The following is a 19574-nucleotide window of genomic DNA, read 5'->3' on the forward strand; positions in this document are numbered from 1 at the left end:
GTCCGGACCACCCGCCGGGCCGGGTGTCTGCGACACCGGACGCGGGTACCAGCCGGTCATGTCGATCCTGACCCTGGCCACGCGCACCGCCTCGGTGATCCGGCCGCAGGCCGTGCCGGTGCACGGGAGGCTCTTCCGCCGCGGCCTCGAGGAGCCGGTGGGGCACGCGTACTTCGACCAGCCGGGCACCGACGACGTGGTGGTCACCGAGTCCCGGGAGGCCACCCTGCGTGGCCCGCAGGCGCTCGTGCACGGGCTGACGATCCGCGTCCCGCTCGTCGGGGGCCCGGACCTCGACCTCGTGCTGGCCGCGACCACCTGGAGCCGGGTCAGCCGCCGGGTACGGCACGGGGAGCCCGGCCTGGAGTGGACGATGACCGGCGTGCTCGCCGCGCCGGGCGAGACCGACGACGGGGAGCCGCTGCTCGTCGCGGCCCGGATGGTCGGCGGGAACACCGCCGAGCTGGCCGTCGCCCGCCAGGGTCGACCGTGGCAGGAGCTCGGGTGCCTGATCATCAGCAACCGGGTGGCGGCCTGAACCCCCAGCCGCCCCCGTCCGCAGCCGGGTCGGAGTCCGCACCCGAGGCCGAGGCGCGGCTGCGGGCCGAGCACGCGCTGGTGGCCCGCCGGCTCGAGGCGCTGCAGGGGGACTACTCGGGCATGGTCGAGGCGTCCCGGGACACCAACGCCGACGACGAGCACGACCCCGAGGGCGCGACGATCGCCTTCGAGCGCTCGCAGCTCGACACGCTCGTGCGGCAGGCCTCCGGTCGCCTCGCGGAGATCGAGGCGGCGCTGGCCCGGCTCGGCGAGGGCGCGTACGGCGTGTGCGAGGGCTGCGGCCGCCCCATCCCGCCCGAGCGGCTCGAGGTCCGGCCCGACGCCCGCCGCTGCGTCGCCTGCGGGTGAGCCCGATGAGCGCCGCCGACCCCGCCGCACCGGCACGGCTCGAGCTCGTGCTGATGGCCGACACGCACCTGCCCAAGCGGGCCAAGGACCTGCCCGCCGAGCTCTGGGCCGCGGTCGAGGCCGCCGACGTGGTGGTCCACGCCGGCGACTGGGTCGACGAGGCCACGCTGGACCGGCTCGAGGAGCGCTCGCGTCGGCTCGTCGCGTGCTGGGGCAACAACGACGGGCCGGGGCTGCGGGCCCGGCTCCCCGAGGTCGCGCGGGTCGAGCTCGGCGGCGTCCGGCTCGGAGTCGTCCACGAGACCGGCGGCCGGGCCGGCCGCGAGGCGCGAGCCGACGCGGCGTACCCCGACCTCGACGTGCTCGTCTTCGGCCACAGCCACATCCCCTGGGACACCACGACGCCCGGAGGGCTCCGCCTGCTGAACCCCGGCTCGCCGACCGACCGGCGGCGCCAGCCGCACTGCACCTACCTCACCGCCCACGTGGCGGACGGCGTCCTCGGCGACGTCGTCCTCCACCGACTCCCTCCCCGGAGGCCCTCGTGACCACGCCCAGCCCGCTCGCCGTGCTCCCCGCCCGCGTCGGTGGTGCCGTCATCGCCACCGCCGTCCGCGGCCTCGCCGCGGCCCGCCCCGCCGAGAAGCCGATGCACCCGGTGGGCCGGGTGCTCCGCGGACGGCTCGAGCGGCACGGTCTCGAGCCGGGGATCGGCGTGCCGTTCGTCGACGACGCGGGTTCCGACGACGTCGTGGCCCGGGAGTCCAAGGGGATCGGGCTGCCGCCGGGCCTCCCCGACATTCACGGGCTGGCCGTCAAGGTGCCGCTGGGCGGTGCGGGCGTCGACGACCTCCTCGCCGACCCGGTCGAGGGCGGCACGCAGCACGCGGACCTGTTGCTGTCGACCAACGGCTGGGGGCCGGTGGCCCGGTTCCTCGTGCTCCCGTCGGCCGGCATGACCACGCGACCGCTGACCACCCTGTTCCCCTACCGGGGGCCCCGCGGGGCGGTGCTCATCGGTGCGCGGTACGTCGCCGAGCACCACGCGCAGCTCGCGGTGGCGGGCCTGCGGTCGGACTGGCAGGTCTTCGCCGACCTCCACCTCGAGGCGCCCGAGCCGGGGACCGAGCATGCCGACGACCCGGACCTGGAGTTCGACGCGGTGCTCAACGAGCTGCCGGGCCTGCCGAACTACGAGTGGGTGCGACGGGTGCGCGCCCCGTCGTACGCGATCGCCCGCCGCTCCCGCCGCTAGAGCGACCAGCCGTAGCGGCTGGTCGGCACCAGGTCGAGGTCGCGGTCGGCGCCGAACCGGCCGACGCTGGCCATCATCCGCTCCATCCGCGACCGCAGCTCGTCGGCGTCCCCGCCGCTGCCGTAGAACGCGTGCAGGTCGCCCACCGCGGCCATGGGGAACAGCTCCTCCACGATCGCGCTGACGTACGTCGCGTCCTCGGTGACAGGGCGGAGGACGAGGTTCTGGACGTACCCGAAGGTCCCCTGCGTCTCGATCGCCACCGGCGTGTGGTCCACCAGCCACCGGTGCCGCCACTCGTCGACGTCGAGCTCGGCCGGTCGCCGCAGCACCGCGACGTTGGCGAGGGCCTCGGCCCGGCGGCCGTCGGCCACCTCCGGCGGCGCCAGCGGGAGCCGCTCCTCGACCTCCCAGCCGTCGAGCGTCGCGCCCGCGACGGCGGCGGCCAGGACGTCGACCACCGCGGCGGTCCCGCCGGCGGCCCACACCGACACCACGGCCCGCACCGGTGCGGCCGGGCCGGGGATCCGCAGGGCGGCCGCCACGGGCTCGTCGTCGAGGTTCACCTGCAGCCGGCTCGCGCCGGCCGCGGCGAGCTGGCCGCGCAGGCCGTCCTCGAGGAGCTCGGCGAGCGGCGCGTCCTCGCCCCGCACCAGGAACATCAGCTTCGTCAGGTCGGGCACCGTGGTCACCGCCGGACCGTAGCCAGCCTCAGGCCCCCGCGGGAAGGGCCGGCTCGTCCACCGGGAGGGGGAGCACGTCGACGTCGGTGGCGAGGTGGACCACCTCGGACCGGAGACCGGCCACCTGCGCCGCGGCCAGGAGCGTCCGTGCCCAGGCCCGGTCGTCGTCGTCGGCGAGGCCCGCGCCCGGCCGCGAGCGCAGGAAGGCCACGCGGACGCCCGGGGGCAGCGCGCCCCGCACCAGGCCGGCGAGCAGCTCACCCAGCCGGTCGGCGCCGCCCGGCGGAGGCGGGCCGCCGCAGTCCTCGATCTCGGTCAGGTGCGGGAGGGGCCGGTCGTCGGGGCCGACCAGCATCAGCCAGGTGCTGGTCCGCGTCCAGCCGAGCGGGCGCATCAGGGAGCGCCACGCCTGCTCGACGTCGGCCTGGGTCACGATCACGGGTGCGTAGGTCATGACGACCACCCTGCTGCGCGCCGCCGCCCGGAGAGGCGGTCCTCCCCAGGACCAGGGGAGGAGGCCGGCCGACGGCGCCCTGTGGACGGATGGTGGGCCGGTCAGGCGACCGAGCGGTAGAGCTCGAGGGTCCGCTCGGCGATCGCGTCCCAGCCGAAGGCGGCCTGCGCCCGTGCCCGCCCGGCCCGGCCCATGGTCGCGGCGCGGTCGGGATCGGTGACGACCTCGGTCAGCGCGGCCGCGAGGTCGGCGACGTACCGCTCGGGGTCGACGGGGGTGCCGGTCCCGTCGGTGGCCTGCTCGATCGGCACGAGAAGCCCCGTCTCGCCGTGCACGACGACCTCCGGGATGCCGCCGGTCGCGGTCGCCACGACGGCTGTCTCGCAGGCCATCGCCTCGAGGTTGACGATGCCGAGCGGCTCGTAGACCGAGGGGCAGGCGAACACCGTCGCGGCGGACAGCAGCGCGACGACGTCCGCGCGGGGCAGCATGTCGCGGATCCACACCACGCCGGTGCGCGCGGCCTGCAGGTCGTCGACCAGGGCGACGACCTCGGCCTCGATGGCGGGGGTGTCCGGCGCGCCGGCGCAGAGCACGACCTGGACGTCGGGCGGGAGCTGGGCGACGGCGCGGAGGAACCAGGGCAGCCCCTTCTGCCGGGTGATCCGCCCGACGAAGACCACCGAGGGGCGGTCCGGGTCGACGCCGAGCGCACGCACCCGGTCCGGGTCGTCGACCGGCGACCAGAGCGCGGTGTCGATGCCGTTGTGGACGACGTGCACGCGGCCGGGGTCGACGGCGGGGTACGCCGCCAGCACGTCGTCCCGCATGGCGCGGGAGACCGCGACGACCGCCGCCGCGGACTCGTACGCCGTCCGCTCGGCCCAGCCGGACACGGCGTACCCGCCGCCGAGCTGCTCGGCCTTCCACGGGCGCAGCGGCTCCAGCGAGTGGGCGGTGACGACGTGCGGGACGCCGTGCAGCAGACCGGCCAGGTGGCCCGCGAGGTTGGCGTACCAGGTGTGGGAGTGCACCAGGTCGGCACCGGCGCACGCGTCGGCGATGGCGAGGTCGACGCCGAGGGTCCGCAGCGCGGCGTTGGCCCCGGCGAGCTCGGCCGGCTCGGCGTACGACGCCGTCCCCGGCTCGTCCCGCGGGGCCCCGAAGGCGTGGACCCGGGCGGTGACGTCGTCGCGGCGGCGCAGTGCCCGGACCAGCTCGGCGACGTGCACGCCGGCCCCGCCGTAGATCTCGGGCGGGTACTCCTTGGTCAGCACGTCGACTCGCATCCCCCGAACCTAGCGTCGTGGGGGAGCCGGTGGTCCCCGCGCACGGCTACGGTGAGCGGCATGAGCGCGCCGCCTGCTGCCAAGGCCCGTCCCAAGGTCCTCGCGATCGTCCTGGCCGGCGGCGAGGGCAAGCGGTTGATGCCGCTCACGGCCGACCGGGCGAAGCCGGCCGTGCCGTTCGCGGGGATCTACCGGCTCATCGACTTCGCGCTGTCGAACGTCGTCAACTCCGGCTACCTCAAGGTCGTCGTGCTGACGCAGTACAAGTCCCACAGCCTCGACCGGCACGTCACCCAGACCTGGCGGATGTCGACGATGCTCGGCAACTACGTCACCCCGGTGCCGGCCCAGCAGCGCGTCGGCAAGCACTGGTACCTCGGCAGCGGCGATGCGATCTTCCAATCGCTGAACCTGATCAAGGACGAGAAGCCCGACATCGTCGTGGTGGTCGGTGCCGACCACGTCTACCGGATGGACTTCTCCCAGATGGTGGCCCAGCACGTCGAGAGCGGCGCCGCCTGCACGGTCGCGGCGATCCGCCAGCCGATCGGGCTGGCCGACCAGTTCGGGGTGATCGAGGTCGACCCGGCGTCCCCCTCGCGGATCCGGGACTTCCGCGAGAAGCCGGGCGACCCCGTCGGGCTGCCCGACTCCCCGGGCGAGGTGCTGGCCTCGATGGGCAACTACGTCTTCGACGCCGACGCCCTGGTCGAGGCGGTGACCCGCGACGCCACCACGACCGGCTCGCAGCACGACATGGGCGGCGACATCGTGCCCGCCTTCGTGCGCCGCGCGCAGGCCGGCGTCTACGACTACAAGGACAACGTGGTGCCCGGCGCGACCGACCGGGACCGCGGCTACTGGCGAGACGTCGGCACCATCGGCTCCTTCTACGCCGCCCACATGGACGTCGTGTCGCCGCTGCCGGTGTTCAACCTCTACAACTTCGAGTGGCCGATCTACACCTCCTACGGCCCGCAGCCGCCCGCGAAGGTGGTCCAGGGCGCGGACGGCTCACCGGCCCGCGTCGACGAGGCGGTGCTCTCCCCGGGCACGGTCGTCAGCGGCGGCACCGTCACCCGCTCCGTGTTGTCCCCGGCGGTCGGCGTCGGGGCCGGCGCGACCGTCGAGGGGTCGGTGCTGATGCAGGGGGTCCGGGTGGGTGCCGGCGCGGTGGTGCGCAACGCGATCCTCGACAAGAACGTCGTCGTGCCGGCCGGCGCCCGGCTCGGGGTCGACGCCGAGGAGGACCGGGCCCGCGGCTTCCACGTCGAGGACGGGCTCGTGGTCCTCGGCAAGGACCAGGCGTTCCCCGGCTGAGCCGGCAGCGGCCTCAGCCGGTGAGGACGCCCGCGGCCCGCGCGGGTGTTGCGTACGCCTCGGCCAGGGACGCGACGGTCTCGTGGGCGTTGAGGCCGCTCGGGTTGGGCACGACCCACAGCTCGGCGTCGGCCATCGGCTCCGGCTGCCGGCCCGGGACCGCCTTGGGCAGGCCGAAGGCCGCCCGGTACGCCGTGATGCCGGCGACCGCCACGACGCGCGGCCGGGCACGGCGCACCGTCTCGACCAGCTGGACGCCGCCCGCGCGGTACTCCTCGGCGGTGAGCTCGGAGGCCTTGGCCGTGGCGCGCCGGACGACGTTGGTGATGCCGATGCCGCGGGCGCGCAGGTGGTCGCGGTCGTCTTCGGTCATGCCGGCGGCCGGGTCGATCGGGCGCTCGATGACACCGGCGCGCAGCAGCGCGGGGTAGAAGCGGTTCCCCGGGTGGGCGAAATGGGTCTGCGTCGCGGCCGTCCACAGCCCGGGGTTGATGCCGACGAAGAGCAGCCGCAGCGCGGGCCCGTCCGGCCCGGGCAGCAGGTCGGGGACCTCGCGGTCCCGGAAGGACTCCAGCTCGGCGCGGGTGAAGCTGCGGGCGGACGGCACAGCGGCAGGATGCCAGCGGCCGCCCCCCGCTCGTGAGGTGGCCCGGGAACGGCGTGGGCCTCCCCGGCGTCCCACCGACGTGCGCCCGCTGCCCCGGCCCCTCCACGCGACCTCCGCCGCGACGGTCCTCGCTGCCGTCCTGCTGTCCGGTTGCGGCGGGGCGGAGGAGGCGCCGGACCCGGCCGCCACCACCACCGCCGGGGGTGTGGCGCCGCCGCGGGTCGAGCTGGTCACCGGTGCCGGCGCGGGCGGGTCGGTGGGCGACGTGGCGGTGCCGGTGACCGAGCCGGAGGCGATGGAGGACTTCGTGGCCGGGCTCGAGCCGGCGTACGCCGCGCGGCTGCGCGAGCGGGTGGGCGAGCTGCGGTCGGGAGGGACCGAGGAGCGGCTCCCGACGGTCCTCGCGCAGGTCGTCGCGGTCGGCTGCGAGCCGGCGACGTCGGCGCGGCTGGTGGGCGGCGCCTTCGAGGTCGTCGTGCCCCGGTCGACCGTCGAGTGCCGGGTGGCGGTCACGACCGTCGCGCTGGCGGTCGCGCCGGACGCCCGGCCGGCTCAGCCGCGCGGCGGGGTGTAGCGGACCTGCAGCGCGTTGGCGACCTGGCGCAGGTGGCCGTCCGAGGGGGTGTTGACCACCCCGAGGACGCCCGTGGCGCGGCGGGTGACCATGGTGGTGGAGCCGCCGCCGTCGAAGTTCAGCGCCTCGTCGGCGCCCAGGTCGATCATGGTGGCGGCCAGCTCCACCATCGTCGCGCCGCGGCTGACCTCCTGCCGGCCGTCGACGACCAGCACGAGCACCTCGCCGGTGTCCCGGTCGATCCCGATGGCGGTGCGGGGGTGCATCTCCCGGTCGTCGACCACCTCGACGACGCCGTCGCGGACCAGCACCTTGTTGCCGCTGATCGCCATCCGGGGACCGCCCTGGAGCCACCACCGGACGTCGACCCGGGAGCCCTTGCGGAGCTTCCCGAGCGCCCGGGCGCCCGCGCCCCGGCCGACGAGCAGCGTGCCCCGGATCCTCTCGCCCGCGGACAGCCGTGCCCGGGTGCGCACGACCCTCCCGCCGCGCACGAGCACCATGCGCACGCCCCGCCGCTGGCCGCTGGTGACCCGGTAGCCGGACGTGGTGCCCCACGCGGAGGTGTAGATGCCGACGCCGTCGGGCTCGACGAAGGGGGAGTTGAGGTTGGTCACCTTCATCCCGGGGCGCTGTCGCACGCCGGCGCGGAGCGCGACCTCGTCGATGTCCGCCCGACCGCGCTTGTCGACCAGGAAGGAGGAGGTCCACCCCGAGCGCCGCCCGTGCAGGACGCCGCGCTCGAGGTCCCGGCCGGTCCCCAGCGGCGCGCCGGTGTCACCGATGTCGAAGAAGTCGCCGTTGACCCCGGCGACCGTCGCGGACCCGGCCAGCAGCGTGGGGAGCGTGGCGGTGCCCGAGACGTTCCGGGCGCCGGCGTAGTCGAGGGACACCCCCGCCACCGACGGGTCGACGGTCAGCAGCGAGAACCGCTGCGGTCCCCGGGCGTCGGCCTCGTCCCAGCGGGTCAGGCTGACGCCGGGAGCCACGTCGGAGCGGACCGGCTCGGAGCGCTGGGCGAACCGCAGCAGACGCTGCGGCACGACCGGGGCGAGCAGGCCGGGCTCCCCGCCGGAGGTGTGCTGCGGCCCGCGCTCGGCGCGCAGGTCCGGACGGCCGGCACGGTCGGCACGCTCGGCACGATCGGCGCCGCCGCGCGGCGTACCGCCAGGTGGGGCGGTCGGGTCGTCGCCGGGCGCGGCGATCGCCGCGGTGGATCCGAGCATGAGGGCGCAGGCGAGGGCGCCGGAGGTCAGGGAGAGTCGGGCGCGCACCCGCGCAAGGCTAGGCCGATCACCGGCCCACCACGGGAAGATGGACGATCGTGTCCTCGATCGTGACCGCGCCGGGCAGGCGCGAGCCCATCAGCACGAAGGTGTCGGAGACGGGTGTGGCCAGCAGGTAGAGGTTCTGCCCCGCCGGCACGTCGACCGCCACCGACGGCAGCGCGACCCGTCGCGCCTCGCCGAGCACCGGACGCGGCTCGTCGATCGGCAGCACGTTGTTCTGCACCAGGCGCGCATCCAGCGGGCTGGTCCCGACCGCGAGCCCGTAGAAGGCGCGGTTCTGCACGCCCAGCGCGGTCATCGTGCCCGTGAGGTACGGCGTGCCGGCGACCCGGATCGGGCCCTGCGCGACCTCGTAGGACAGCGGCGTGCCGACTCCCTCGAGCGTGGCGACGGTGCCGACCTCGACGGCGGTGTTCGCGCGCGGGGTGCGGATCGTCGTGCAGGTGCCGCCGGGGGTGGCCAGGTGCATCCTCCCGAAGCCGCGCAGCGTCGTCCGCCGGCCCTTGAGGACGTGGTCGAGGAAGCGGACGGTGAGCCTCTCGAAGTCGCCACCGGCCAGCTTCCGGCTGCACGGGTCGGTGTCGGCGGTCGTGCCGGCCGGGAGCACGGCGGGCAGGACGTGCCCGCCGTTGTAGCCCACGAAGATGCTGCGGCGGCGGGCCCCCGCCGTCATCGCCTGCTGCCAGTTCCGGAACCCCTGCTCGAGCGGGAACAGCCCGTCGGTGGTGCCCTGGCCCAGCAGCATCGGGATGTCGAGGCGACGCCCCTGGCCCACGTGCCAGCGCGGGCCGTTCCTGCGGAAGAACGACACCATGTCCTCGGTGCCGGGGATGCTGCCGTCGGGCCAGGTGCCGAGGGCAGCGCCCTCGACCAGGGCCTTGTAGACGCGGGGCGGCAGCGCGTCGCTGGGCAAGGAGGCGGCGCTGAGGGCGAGCGCCCACTCGGTGCGGACGACGCCGCTGGGGGCCAGGCTCTGGCTCAGGTCGTGCCAGGTGATCTGCGGGGCGAGCGCGTCGAAGACCGGCGTGCCGCGCGTGCGGAGCAGCTCGAAGGCGCCGACGTACTGGTAGCCACCGCCGTAGCTGCCGCCGATGGCGCCCAGCCGCGGGTCGCCCGGACCGTCCTGCTGGACCCAGGGCAGGCCAGCGGCGAGCCGGACCAGCCGGCGGACGTCGCGGCCCTCGAGGGCGGGGTCCTCGACGTGGGCGTGCCCGCCCGAGGCGCCGAAGCCGCGCTGGTCGAAGGTGAGCACGCCGTAGCCCGCGTCGAGGAACGCCTGCACCTCGCCCCGCGCCGCGCGGCTGCCGCCCCAGCCGTGGCTGTGCAGCACCATCGGGACGGGCCGCCTCGCCGACGCGCCCGCCGGCTTGAAGACGGTCCAGCAGATGTCGACCGGGGTACTTTCGCCAGGCTCCGGGACGCTGCTGACGCAGCCGTCGCGCTGGGTGGCGCCGGCCCGGATCGAGGAGTCGGCCGGGGCCACCGGGGCGGCGGCCGGGTCGGCGGCCGGACTGCTCGGCGCGGCGGCCAGGCCGCCGGCGAGGAGGGCGAGGGTGGCGAGGAGCGTGCTGGTGGTACGGCGCAGGGGACCCGGTCCTCCGGCTCGGACGTGCTGGCGCTGGATGAACGGTCCAGCGGGGCGGAGGTCACGCCCCGGCGGGGCGCCGGACCGGCCGGCTCAGGCGCAGGGGGCGGCGCCGAGCCGCGCGAGCCCCTGCAGATCGCCGGCGCCGAACGACGTGCGGCCGAGGTTGTCGGCGTACATCAGCTCCTCGCGGCTCTCGACGTGCGCCAGCCCGACGACGTGCCCGAGCTCGTGGTCGAGGATCGCGGTCTGCAGGTCGAGGGCCCGGGTGTCGGGGTCGTCGTAGGAGTCCCCGTCGGCGGGCAGCTCGGTGAAGACGGCGGTGTCCAGGACGACCATGCCGGTGCTGTAGCTCCAGCGCCCCGGCGTCTCGAGGTACGCCGCGCCACCGACGCCCGCGACGTCCCCGGCCAGCTCCTCGACCTCGTCCTCGTCGGCCCACCCGATGAGGACCGGGGCCGCGCGGCCCAGCGCGCCGATCCGGTCGGTGAAGTTGCGGTCGTCGGTCTCGCCCTCGTAGGAGAACCGCAGCCCGGTCGCGGCGGCAACCGTCGCGACGCTCCGCTCGACCATCGCGCGCCAGTGGGCCGGGGCGCCGGCCGGGTTCACGACGTACTCGACGTCCTCGCAGGGGTTCCAGGAGACCGGCTTGTCCGAGCCCGGCTGGGTGGCGGCGAAGCGGTAGGCGCCCGGCCCGGCCGGGACCGTCACCGCCTCGGCGCGGCGCTCCTCGGTACCGAGCAGCTCGCGCAGGCGGGCCCCGTTGCTGCCCGGGTCGCGCAGCAGCACGAGGCCGGCGAGGACGAGCGCGACCAGGACGCCCGGGAGGACCGGGCCGTGCCGGCGCCGCTCCCGGTGGTCCACACCCGCACGGTGACCGCTGGGGATGCGCCGCAATCCCGGCGGCCGTGGGGCGGGGCCTCTAGGGTCGGCGCGTGCGGCCGTGGAACACCTTCGTCGAGGGCGACAACCTCGACGTGCTCCGGGCGATGGCGGCGGCCGGCGAGCGGGTGGACCTGGTCTGCACGGACCCGCCGTACAACACCGGCAACGACTTCGCCTACCGCGACGACTTCCGCGACTCCGGTGGCCGACCGGGGAGCCGGCACGACGCGTGGGTGGCGATGATGCGCCCGCGGCTGGAGGCCTGCCGGGACCTGCTGCGCGAGACCGGCGCCCTCTTCGTGAGCATCGACGACAACGAGGCGCCCCGGCTGCGGCTGCTGCTCGACGAGGTGATGGGCGAGCAGAACTTCCTCGCCCAGGTCGTGGTCAACCTCAACCCCAAGGGCCGGCAGCTCGGGCGCGGGTTCGCCACGAGCCACGAGTACCTGCTGGCCTACGCCCGCGACGCGCGGCGGACCGTGCTGGACGCGAGCAGCGCCGAGACGGTCGACGAGCGCGACTTCCCGTTGCTCGACGAGGCGTCCGGCCGGCGCTACCGGCACCTGCCGCTGCGCAACACCAACAAGAAGTTCAACCCGGTCACCGCGCCGACCCTGCACTTCCCGGTCTGGGGCGACCCGGTGAGCGGGCAGGTGGCGACCGAGCCGTTCGCGGGTGCCGTCGAGGTCGGTCCCGTCTTCGGCGACGGGCGGCCGGCCGTGTGGCGCTGGAGCCGCCCGCGGATCCAGGAGCGCCCCGGCGACCTGGTGTGCCGGGTGGTCAAGGGCCGTGCCGGGGAGCGGGTCGACGTCTTCCAGCGCGACTGGCTGGACCGCGACACCCCCGGCGGTCGCCGCAAGAAGCTCCCGACCATCTGGCTGGCCGAGGAGGTCGGGTCGACCGACACCGCGGTCGCCGAGCTCAAGGAGCTGGTCGGGCACGTCTTCGAGTCGCCCAAGCCGACCGGCCTGGTCCGCCGCGTGCTCGGGACGATGCCCGACGACGCGGTGGTCCTCGACCCGTTCGCCGGCAGCGGCACCACCGGCCACGCGGTCACGCTGGCGAACGCCGCCGACGGGGGCAGCCGCGCCTGCGTCTCGGTGAACTCCGCCGAGCCCACCCGGCCCGGCTCGAACGCCGACCTCGCCGGCCTGCGCACGGTCGCCGACATCACCCGGGCGCGGCTGCGTGCCGTGGACGCGCTGCTCGGCGGCGGGCTGGTGGAGCGGGTCGGCTGGTGACCCGGCTCGGGGACCGCTCAGTCGACGCCGGCGGCCTTCTCCAGCGCGGCCACCTCGTCGTCGAGGTGGACGAGCAGCCGTTGCAGGTGCGGCACGGTGCGACGACAGCCGGTCAGGCCGAAGGCCAGCTTGTCGTCGTACGACGTGCAGGTGATGTTGAGCGCCATCCCGTCGATGGGGATCGACAGCGGGTAGGTCCCGTCGAGGCGGGCGCCGTTCCAGTAGCGCGTGGAGCGCGGGCCGGGGACGTTGCTGATGATCACGTTGTACGGCGGCCGCACGATGCCCTGCAGCCGCAGCGCCGGGGTGAGGATCGCCGGGGCCTGGCCGAGCGCGCTCATCGCGACGATCTGCACCGGCGTCATCGACGACAGCGCCTCCTTGCCGTCGCGCATCGACCGGTGGATCAGGTCGAGGCGCCGGGCGGGGTCGTCCTGGTTCGTGGCGAGCTGCACCATGACCGCGCCGACCGCGTTGCCGCCGTCGGGATTGGCGACCTGCGACTGCTTGGCGTTGAGCCCGACCGGGACCATCGCGACCAGGGAGGAGTCCGGCAGCGCGTCGAGCTCGCGCAGGTAGCTGCGGAGCGCGCCGCTGCACATCGCGAGGACGACGTCGTTGAGCGTGGTGCCGGTCGCCCTGCCGACCGCGCGCAGCCGCTCCATCGGCCAGTCCTGGGCGGCGAACCGGCGCGAGCCGGTGATCCGCTGGTTGAAGATCGTGCGCGGCGCGTAGAGCGACAGCGCGGAGGTCTCGTTGCGCAGCCCCTTGGTGAGGGTCCGGACCAGCGCGCCGGGCAGGCCGGCGGCCTCGGCGGTGATGCCGAGCGCGGTGCGCAGCGCCTGGACCGGGACCTCGGCGAGGTCGACCGGCGAGCGGTCGCGGGTGCGCGGCTCGCTGCCCGAGCGCGGCCGGGCGTCCCACGGGGCGCGCATGCCGCGCTCCTCGGGGTCCTCGCTCAGCACGCTCTGCAGCAGGCGCATCGCCGAGACGCCGTCGACGAGGGAGTGGTGCACCTTGGTGTAGAGCGCGACCCGGTCGTCGTCGAGCCCTTCGATGACGTGGGCCTCCCACAGCGGCCGCTCCCGGGCCAGCCGGGTGCCGTGCAGCCGCCCGCACAGGTCGAGCAGCTCGCGGATGCGGCCGGGCTGGGGGAGGGCGCTGTGCCGGACGTGGTGGTCGATGTCGAACTGCTCGTCCTGCTTCCACACCAGCTGGCCGGCCGTGCGCAGCGACCGGTAGGGCCGCTTGAGGAACAGCGGCGACATCTCGTCGGCGTCGCGCATGCACTGGTACATCTCGCGGGTGTAGTCGGGCCCCGCCCCGGCCGGGTTCTCGAACAGCTGCAGGCCGCCGACGTGCATGGGCATGCTGCGGTTCTCGGCCATCAGGAAGGCCAGCGAGGTGGGATCGATCGGAGTGACCACGGAGGGCCTTTCGGTCGCGACGGGGAGCACCGGCCGCACGAGCACGGTCGGGGGTGAGTGTGGCTCGCGGTGACGTCCGCCACAAGGGCGGGGCGCCGCGGGTCCGCTCCGGCCCAGGTGCCGTCCACAGGGCGGGCCAGCCGGCGGGTGCTCCCCAGCGGCGGCCGGACGCCCGCTGCCCGGCGCGCCGCGTCCCTAGCGTCCTTCCCGTCACCGGAACCAGCCGGTGCGCGAGACCTCGGGAGAAGACATGGACAAGCGGTTCGGCAACGGCCTGGCGACGGGTGCGGCGGCGGTCGGGGTGGTGGCCGGCCTCGTCGTCGGCGGGTGGACCGGAGGGGCGGCGGTCGCCGACGGGGGCACGGATCGGGGCACGGTGGCCCCCGGGCAGGTCGCCGGGAAGCCCTACAAGCCGGTTCCCCACACGATCGTCGAGGTCACCGGGGACAAGGTCAACGGCTTCGAGATCCTCCGATACGACGGCAGCGAGCAGTTCCCGCCGACGGACTCCGAGGCGCACGCCGAGTGCCGGGAGTACGACACCGAGGTGGCTCGGGTGCGCTGCCGCAGCGAGGTCCGCACCTGGTACCGCGACCTCGCGGACATGAAGCGGGCGATCAACTACGCGCAGTCGCTCGCCTCGCCGTCGTGACCGGTCGGCGTCCCGCCGGGGCTCTGGCACGATCGGCCGCATGCACGAGCCCGGCCCGGTCGACCGCCTCCGCGAACGCGGCCGGACCTCGATGCGGGCCCGGCTCGACCGGCTGTCGGCCAAGCGATGGCAGATCGGGCAGTGCGCGGTCGCGGCGGGCGTGGCCTGGTTCGTGGCTGCCGACCTGCTCGGGCACCCCACGCCGTTCTTCGCGCCGGTCGCCGCGGTGGTCAGCCTCGGCACGTCCTACGGCCAGCGCCTGCGCCGGGTCGCCGAGGTCACCGTCGGCGTGGCCGTCGGCGTGCTCGTCGGGGACCTGCTCACGCTGCAGATCGGCACCGGCGGGTGGCAGCTGACCCTGGTGGTCGTGCTGGCGATGTCGACCGCCTTCCTGCTCGACGGGGGGCAGCTGGTGGTCACCCAGGCCGCCGTGCAGTCGATCGTCGTCTCCACCCTGGTGCCCGATCCCGGCGCCGGCCTGGTGCGGTGGACCGATGCGTTGGTGGGCGGTGCCGTGGCGCTGCTCGCGGCCACCGTCGTGCCCTCGGCGCCCCTGCGGCGACCGCGGGAGCAGGCGGCGCTGGTGGTCCGGAAGATCGCCACGCTGCTGCGCGCCGCGGGGGAGGTGATGACCGACGGGGCGTCGGACCGCGGCATGGCGCTGCTGGCCGACGCCCGCACGACCGACCGGCTGATCCGGGAGCTGCAGGCCGCCGCCGACGAGGGCATGGCGGTCGTGACGTCCTCGCCGTTCCGGGTGCGGCACCGGGGGAACCTGCGACGGATGGCCGACCTGGTCGAGCCGCTGGACCGGGGGCTGCGCAGCACCCGGGTGCTGGTGCGCCAGGTGGCGGTGCTGGCCTACCACCGCCGGCCGGTCCCCTCCTCCTACGCGCTGCTGGCCCTGGACCTCGCCGACGCCGCGGACGCGGTGGCCGAGGAGCTGGAGGCCGACCGCACGCCGGCCGCGGCCCGGTCGGCACTGCTCGCCGTCGGGGACGCCTCCGGGCGGGTCGAGCGGGCCGCCGAGATGAACGCCGAGGTCGTGCTCGTCCAGCTCCGGTCGGTCGTGGTCGACCTGCTGCTCATCACCGGCATGGACCAGCTGGAGTCGACCAACGCGCTGCCGCCACCGCCGCGATGACCGACCCCGAGGACACACCGGGAGCGGCCGCCGACCCACGGGCCGGCTGGGTGCTGCACGTCGACCTCGACCAGTTCATCGCCGCCGTCGAGGTGCTGCGGCGGCCCGAGCTCGCCGCGCGGGCGGTCGTGGTGGGCGGTCGCGGCGACCCGACCGAGCGCGGGGTCGTCTCGACCGCGTCGTACGAGGCGCGCGAGCACGGGGTCGGCTCGGGCATGCCGCTGCGCGTGGCCGCGCGCAGGTGCCCCGACGCGGTGTTCCTGCCGGTGGACCGACCGGCGTACGACGAGGCCTCGGCGGAGGTGATGGCGACGCTGCGGGCCACGACCTGGGACGGCGCGCCCGTGGTCGTCGAGGTGCTCGGCTGGGACGAGGCGTTCCTCGCCGTCGACCCGGCCGCGGAGGGGGTGGGGGGAGGGACCCCCACCAGCCCGGAGGACCTCGCCGCACGGATCCGGGCCGCGGTGCTCGAGCGCACCGGCCTGCACTGCTCGGTGGGCATCGGCGACAACAAGCTGCGCGCCAAGATCGCGACGGACCTCGGCAAGCCGCGCGGGACGTACCGCCTGACGGCGGAGAGCTGGTCGGAGGTGATGGGCGACCGGCCGACCGACGCGCTGTGGGGGATCGGCCGGCGCACGGCCAAGCGGCTGGCCTCGCTCGGCATCGACACCGTCGCACAGCTCGCCGCCGCCGACCCCGCGCTGCTGGCCGCGGAGCTCGGGCCGACGATGGGTCCCTGGTACCGCCGGCTCGGGCGCGGGGTCGACACCAGCCCGGTCGACCCGACGCCGTACGTCCCACGGGCGCACGGCCGCGAGGAGACGTTCCAGGCCGACCTGGAGGACTGGTCGGAGGTCGAGGAGGCGGTACGTCGCCTGGCGCGGGCGGCGACGGCGGACATCGACGCCGAGGGTCGGCCGGCGGCGCGCGTGGGCATCAAGGTGCGCTTCCGGCCCTTCCTCACCACCTCCCGCAGCCGGACCTTGCCGGTGCCGACGAACGACCCCGAGGTGCTGGCCGACGCGGCGGCCGGCCTGCTCGACCGGGTCGAGCGGGACCGGCCGGTCCGGCTGCTGGGGGTGCGGCTGGAGATGGTCCCGCCCGAGGGCGGGTACGACCGCTAGCGCCCCAGGCCCTGGCGCAGCTCGCCCACCACCGAGTCGACGACCGCCACGAGGTCGCCGGAGGACTCCTCCGCGACGGCCCGCTGCCGCTGGTAGGACGCCCCGCGCCCGGGGACGTCGGCGACCGACGCCAGCTCCGCGGAGCACCCGAGCCGCTCGGCGACCGGCTCGAGCCGCGCCACGAGGTCGACCAGGTCGTCGGTGACGAGCCGCTCGTTGGAGTCCGCGTCGAGGATGACGATGGCGTCGAGGCCGTACCGCGCGGCCCGCCACTTGTTCTCCTGCACGTGCCACGGCGGCATCGTCGGCAGCTGCTCGCCGGCGGCCGCCCGGGTGTCGAGGTCGACGACCAGGCACTGGCAGAGGGCGACGATGGCGGCGAGGTCCTCGAAGGAGGAGACGCCGTCGCACACCCGGTTCTCCAGGGTGCCCAGGTGGGGTGCGGGCCGCACGTCCCACCGGATCTCGCTGAGCTCGTCGATGACACCGGTGTGCAGCTGGTCGCCCGCGAAGGACTCGAACTCCGACCAGTGCTGGAACTGGAAGGGCAGCCCCGCGGTCGGCAGCTGCTGGAACATCAGCGCGCGGTTCGAGGCGTAGCCGGTGTCGACGCCCGCCCAGATCGGCGACGACGCCGAGAGCGCCTGCAGGTGCGGGTAGTGGTTGAGCAGGGAGGACAGCACCGGCATCACGCGCTCCTGCTCGGGCAGGCCGACGTGGACGTGCACGCCCCAGATCAGCATCTGCCGGCCCCACCACTGGGTGCGGTTGATCAGCTCCTCGTAGCGGTGACCCTCGGTCAGCTGCTGCGCGGTCCAGGACGCGAACGGGTGGGTGCCGCCGCCGTACAGGTCGACACCCAGCTCGTCGGCGACCGGCACCACCGCCTCGAGGGCGTGCCGGAGCTCAGTCACCGCCTCGTCGACGGTCCGGCAGACCCCGGTCACGACCTCGACGGTGTTGCGGAGCAGCTCCTTGTGCAGCTGCTCGGGGCTGGCCATCCGCGGCCGGGCGGCGTCGATCAGCTCCGAGGCGGCGTTGACCAGGTCGCGGGAGCCGCGGTCGACCAGCGCGAGCTCCCACTCCACCCCGATGGTGGGCTCGGGCGAGGGCCGGAAGTCGATCCGCACGGCACCAGCGAAGCACACCGGCGGGCGCCGGGCGCCGGCGCGCTCCCCGCCGGCGCTCAGAGCCGGGCCAGCCACCCCTGGGCGGTGCCGTCGTACGGCGCGGCGCCGGCCTCGGCGAGCGCGCGGACCCGCTCGCAGGAGGCGACGGCCAGGTCGCAGACCTCCGGCGGGTAGCCCAGCGTCACCCGGTGCTCGGCGAACTCGTCCTCGTCGTCGACCCACACCCGTCCGGTCGGACCGCGCAGCACGTCGAGGTCGAGGTCGACCGCCCGCAGGACGGTGCCGTCCCAGACCGGCGGCGTCGTCATGTCGACGTAGGCGTCGAGCGGTCCGCCCTCCCCGTGGAAGGTCGCCAGCCACGCGCGGCCCAGCTCGGGACCGGCCGGCGGGACCAGCACGACCTGGTCGGTGGGGGCGACGTACGACGCCCCGGGCCGTGACATCGGGGTGCCCGCGCGCAGCCCCAACCAGTCGCCGTGGACGTCCGTGCCGAGCACGACGGCCTCGAAGGTCCAGTGCGGCACAGCGACCCACTTGGTCATCGTCACAGCGACCCGGGAGCCGGCCGGGGGAGCCTCCGAGAGCGACATGGGCCCTGTCTAGCATCGGCGCCATGTCGGCGTCGGAGGAGTCCTCGGTCCGCACCATCACCCAGACCCTGGACCTCTCGCTGCGCATCGGCGAGCTGCTCCTGGCCTCCGGTGCGGGGGCCGCCGACGTGACCGCGACGATGCAGGCCGTGGCCCGCAGCCTGGGCCTGCGCAACGTCGACGTGGATATCACCTTCACCTCGATGTCGATCAGCCACCAGCCGGTCAGCGACGAGCCCGCGATCGTGCAGCTGCGCTACGTCAAGCAGCGCGCGATCGACTACGAGCACCTCACCCGCGTGGACCACCTGGTCCGGGCGTTGCTGCGCCAGGACCTCGACCTCAAGGAGGCGCGCTCCGAGCTGGGCCGGATCACCTCCTCGGGCCACGACCGGCCGCGGTGGGCGATCACCGTCGGCTGGGGCCTGATGTGCGGCGGCGTCGGCCTCCAGCTCGGCGGCGACATCGCCGTGGTGGTGATCGCGCTGTTCGCGGCGATGGCGATCGACCGGCTGCAGCTGCGGATGTCGCGTCGCCGCTACCCGGTCTTCTACCAGCAGGTCGCGGGCGGCGGCCTGGCCACGGTCATCGCCCTGCTGGCGGCGGCGACCCCGCTCGCGCTCGACCCCTCGCTCGTCGTGACGGCGAACATCGTCATGCTGCTGGCCGGCATCGGCTTCTTCGGGGCGCTGCAGGACGCGCTCACCGGCTTCTACATCACCGCGGGCGCCCGGCTCACCGAGGCCATCCTGGCGACGTCGGGGATCATCGCGGGCGTCAGCGGCGGCATCAGCCTCGCCTACGCGGTCGGCGTCGAGGTGCCCCAGCTCGACCCGGGCAGCGGCACGCTCTCCGGGGTCGGGCTGATGATCCTCGGCTCCGCGCTCGCCGCCGGCGCCTTCGCGTTCGCCTCCTACGCGCCGCGGCGCAGCCTGGCGCCGATCGCGCTCGTGTCCGCGGTGGCGATGGCGATCTCGCAGTCGGTGGCGGCGCCCGGGATCGGGCGGGCCTGGTCGGTCGCGCTGGCGGCGCTGTTCGTGGGGCTCGTGGGCTACACCGTCGGCGGCCGGCTGCGGGTCCCGCCGCTGGTCGTGGTCGTCTCCGCGGTGGTGCCGATGCTCCCCGGCCTCTCGATCTACCGCGGGCTCACCCTGCTGGCCGAGGGCGGCGGGTCGACGAGCGCCGGGCTGCTGGCGATGGTCACCGCCGGCTCGGTCGCGATGGCGCTGTCGGCCGGCGTGATCCTCGGCGAGTACGTCGCGCAGCCGGTCAAGCGGGAGGCGGCCCGGCTGGAGAGCCGGCTGGCCGGCCCCCGGCTGGTGGGTCCGCTGCGGACCCGCCCCGACGGGTCGCAGCGCACCCGGCGCAGCGCCCGCCGCCGGGCCGAGACCTCCGTCTAGCGGAAGTCCGGCC

Annotated in this window: 21 protein-coding genes; 11 read left to right on the forward strand and 10 right to left on the reverse strand. The window is 75.3% G+C overall.

Annotation, left to right across the window (positions count from 1 at the left end; translation table 11 throughout):
* Positions 1-58: 58 nt before the first annotated feature.
* The 4 genes from OSR43_RS04165 to OSR43_RS04180 are packed head-to-tail and all read left to right on the forward strand — an operon-like array spanning position 59 to position 2164.
* Positions 59-538 carry a hypothetical protein gene (locus tag OSR43_RS04165; RefSeq protein ID WP_302269779.1) on the forward strand — a complete coding sequence of 160 codons (480 nt, stop codon included), beginning with the start codon at positions 59-61 and terminating at the stop codon, positions 536-538.
* Positions 505-909, forward strand: coding sequence for a TraR/DksA C4-type zinc finger protein (locus OSR43_RS04170; protein WP_302269780.1), 405 nt, complete (start codon positions 505-507; stop codon positions 907-909). Before OSR43_RS04165 ends, OSR43_RS04170 begins: the two co-directional genes overlap by 34 nt.
* Positions 910-914: 5 nt before the next feature.
* Positions 915-1457, forward strand: coding sequence for a metallophosphoesterase (locus OSR43_RS04175; protein ID WP_302269781.1), 543 nt, complete (start codon positions 915-917; stop codon positions 1455-1457).
* Positions 1454-2164 (forward strand): hypothetical protein, encoded by a 711-nt coding sequence (locus OSR43_RS04180; RefSeq protein ID WP_302269782.1) that lies wholly within the window; start codon positions 1454-1456, stop codon positions 2162-2164. The genes OSR43_RS04175 and OSR43_RS04180 overlap by 4 nt, the downstream gene beginning before the upstream one ends.
* Here OSR43_RS04180 and OSR43_RS04185 read toward each other — a convergent pair.
* The 3 genes from OSR43_RS04185 to glgA form a co-directional block, all read right to left on the reverse strand.
* Entirely contained in the window at positions 2161-2856 is a 696-nt protein-coding gene (locus OSR43_RS04185; RefSeq protein WP_302269783.1) for a hypothetical protein, read from the reverse strand. The two genes, OSR43_RS04180 and OSR43_RS04185, sit on opposite strands and share 4 nt — an antisense overlap.
* A 19-nt stretch (positions 2857-2875) precedes the next feature.
* On the reverse strand, positions 2876-3301 hold the full coding sequence (locus OSR43_RS04190; protein ID WP_302269784.1) for a hypothetical protein: 426 nt from the start codon (positions 3299-3301) through the stop codon (positions 2876-2878).
* 101 nt (positions 3302-3402) lie between these two features.
* On the reverse strand, positions 3403-4590 hold the full coding sequence (glgA, locus tag OSR43_RS04195) for a glycogen synthase (RefSeq protein WP_302269785.1): 1188 nt from the start codon (positions 4588-4590) through the stop codon (positions 3403-3405).
* A 60-nt stretch (positions 4591-4650) separates the two neighbouring features.
* Here glgA and glgC point away from each other — a divergent pair, with 60 nt between their 5' ends.
* Positions 4651-5910: a glucose-1-phosphate adenylyltransferase gene (gene glgC / locus OSR43_RS04200; protein ID WP_302269786.1), complete on the forward strand. Its 1260-nt coding sequence runs from the start codon at positions 4651-4653 to the stop codon at positions 5908-5910.
* A gap of 13 nt (positions 5911-5923) precedes the next feature.
* Here glgC and OSR43_RS04205 read toward each other — a convergent pair whose 3' ends face one another.
* On the reverse strand, positions 5924-6517 hold the full coding sequence (locus OSR43_RS04205; RefSeq protein ID WP_302269787.1) for a mismatch-specific DNA-glycosylase: 594 nt from the start codon (positions 6515-6517) through the stop codon (positions 5924-5926).
* Positions 6518-6596: 79 nt separating this feature from the next.
* On the opposite strand from OSR43_RS04205, the gene OSR43_RS04210 reads away from it, so the two are divergent.
* Complete coding sequence (locus OSR43_RS04210) at positions 6597-7091, forward strand: hypothetical protein (RefSeq protein WP_302269788.1); 495 nt, start codon at positions 6597-6599, stop codon at positions 7089-7091.
* On the opposite strand, the gene OSR43_RS04215 is transcribed toward OSR43_RS04210, so the two are convergent.
* The 3 genes from OSR43_RS04215 to OSR43_RS04225 form a co-directional block, all read right to left on the reverse strand.
* A complete protein-coding gene (locus tag OSR43_RS04215) occupies positions 7070-8365 on the reverse strand; it encodes a phosphodiester glycosidase family protein (RefSeq protein WP_302269789.1) in 1296 nt (431 codons plus the stop codon). The two genes, OSR43_RS04210 and OSR43_RS04215, sit on opposite strands and share 22 nt — an antisense overlap.
* Before the next feature lie 19 nt (positions 8366-8384).
* The gene (locus OSR43_RS04220; protein ID WP_302269790.1) at positions 8385-9863 is read right to left on the reverse strand and encodes a CocE/NonD family hydrolase; all 1479 of its coding nucleotides are present in this window, start codon (positions 9861-9863) and stop codon (positions 8385-8387) included.
* A gap of 195 nt (positions 9864-10058) precedes the next feature.
* Positions 10059-10829, reverse strand: coding sequence for a hypothetical protein (locus tag OSR43_RS04225; RefSeq protein ID WP_302269791.1), 771 nt, complete (start codon positions 10827-10829; stop codon positions 10059-10061).
* 71 nt (positions 10830-10900) lie between these two features.
* Between OSR43_RS04225 and OSR43_RS04230 the strand changes: the two genes are divergently transcribed.
* A complete protein-coding gene (locus OSR43_RS04230) occupies positions 10901-12091 on the forward strand; it encodes a site-specific DNA-methyltransferase (protein WP_302269793.1) in 1191 nt (396 codons plus the stop codon).
* Between the two features lie 17 nt (positions 12092-12108).
* Here OSR43_RS04230 and OSR43_RS04235 read toward each other — a convergent pair whose 3' ends face one another.
* Complete coding sequence (locus OSR43_RS04235) at positions 12109-13518, reverse strand: wax ester/triacylglycerol synthase family O-acyltransferase (RefSeq protein WP_302269795.1); 1410 nt, start codon at positions 13516-13518, stop codon at positions 12109-12111.
* Positions 13519-13768: 250 nt separating this feature from the next.
* Here OSR43_RS04235 and OSR43_RS04240 point away from each other — a divergent pair, with 250 nt between their 5' ends.
* The 3 genes from OSR43_RS04240 to OSR43_RS04250 are packed head-to-tail and all read left to right on the forward strand — an operon-like array spanning position 13769 to position 16441.
* Positions 13769-14170, forward strand: a complete 402-nt coding sequence (locus OSR43_RS04240) for a hypothetical protein (RefSeq protein WP_302269796.1) — start codon at positions 13769-13771, stop codon at positions 14168-14170.
* 40 nt (positions 14171-14210) lie between these two features.
* Complete coding sequence (locus tag OSR43_RS04245) at positions 14211-15314, forward strand: aromatic acid exporter family protein (protein WP_302269798.1); 1104 nt, start codon at positions 14211-14213, stop codon at positions 15312-15314.
* Entirely contained in the window at positions 15311-16441 is a 1131-nt protein-coding gene (locus tag OSR43_RS04250; protein WP_302269799.1) for a DNA polymerase IV, read from the forward strand. The genes OSR43_RS04245 and OSR43_RS04250 overlap by 4 nt, the downstream gene beginning before the upstream one ends.
* Here OSR43_RS04250 and OSR43_RS04255 read toward each other — a convergent pair.
* Positions 16438-17571 (reverse strand): glutamate--cysteine ligase, encoded by a 1134-nt coding sequence (locus OSR43_RS04255; RefSeq protein WP_302269801.1) that lies wholly within the window; start codon positions 17569-17571, stop codon positions 16438-16440. The two genes, OSR43_RS04250 and OSR43_RS04255, sit on opposite strands and share 4 nt — an antisense overlap.
* A gap of 56 nt (positions 17572-17627) precedes the next feature.
* The gene (locus tag OSR43_RS04260) at positions 17628-18161 is read right to left on the reverse strand and encodes a DUF402 domain-containing protein (RefSeq protein ID WP_302269802.1); all 534 of its coding nucleotides are present in this window, start codon (positions 18159-18161) and stop codon (positions 17628-17630) included.
* A 23-nt stretch (positions 18162-18184) separates the two neighbouring features.
* Between OSR43_RS04260 and OSR43_RS04265 the strand changes: the two genes are divergently transcribed.
* On the forward strand, positions 18185-19561 hold the full coding sequence (locus tag OSR43_RS04265) for a threonine/serine exporter ThrE family protein (RefSeq protein WP_302269803.1): 1377 nt from the start codon (positions 18185-18187) through the stop codon (positions 19559-19561).
* The last annotated feature ends 13 nt before the right edge of the window (positions 19562-19574 follow it).

The organism is Nocardioides sp. Arc9.136 (genome assembly GCF_030506255.1).
GTDB lineage: Bacteria > Actinomycetota > Actinomycetes > Propionibacteriales > Nocardioidaceae > Nocardioides.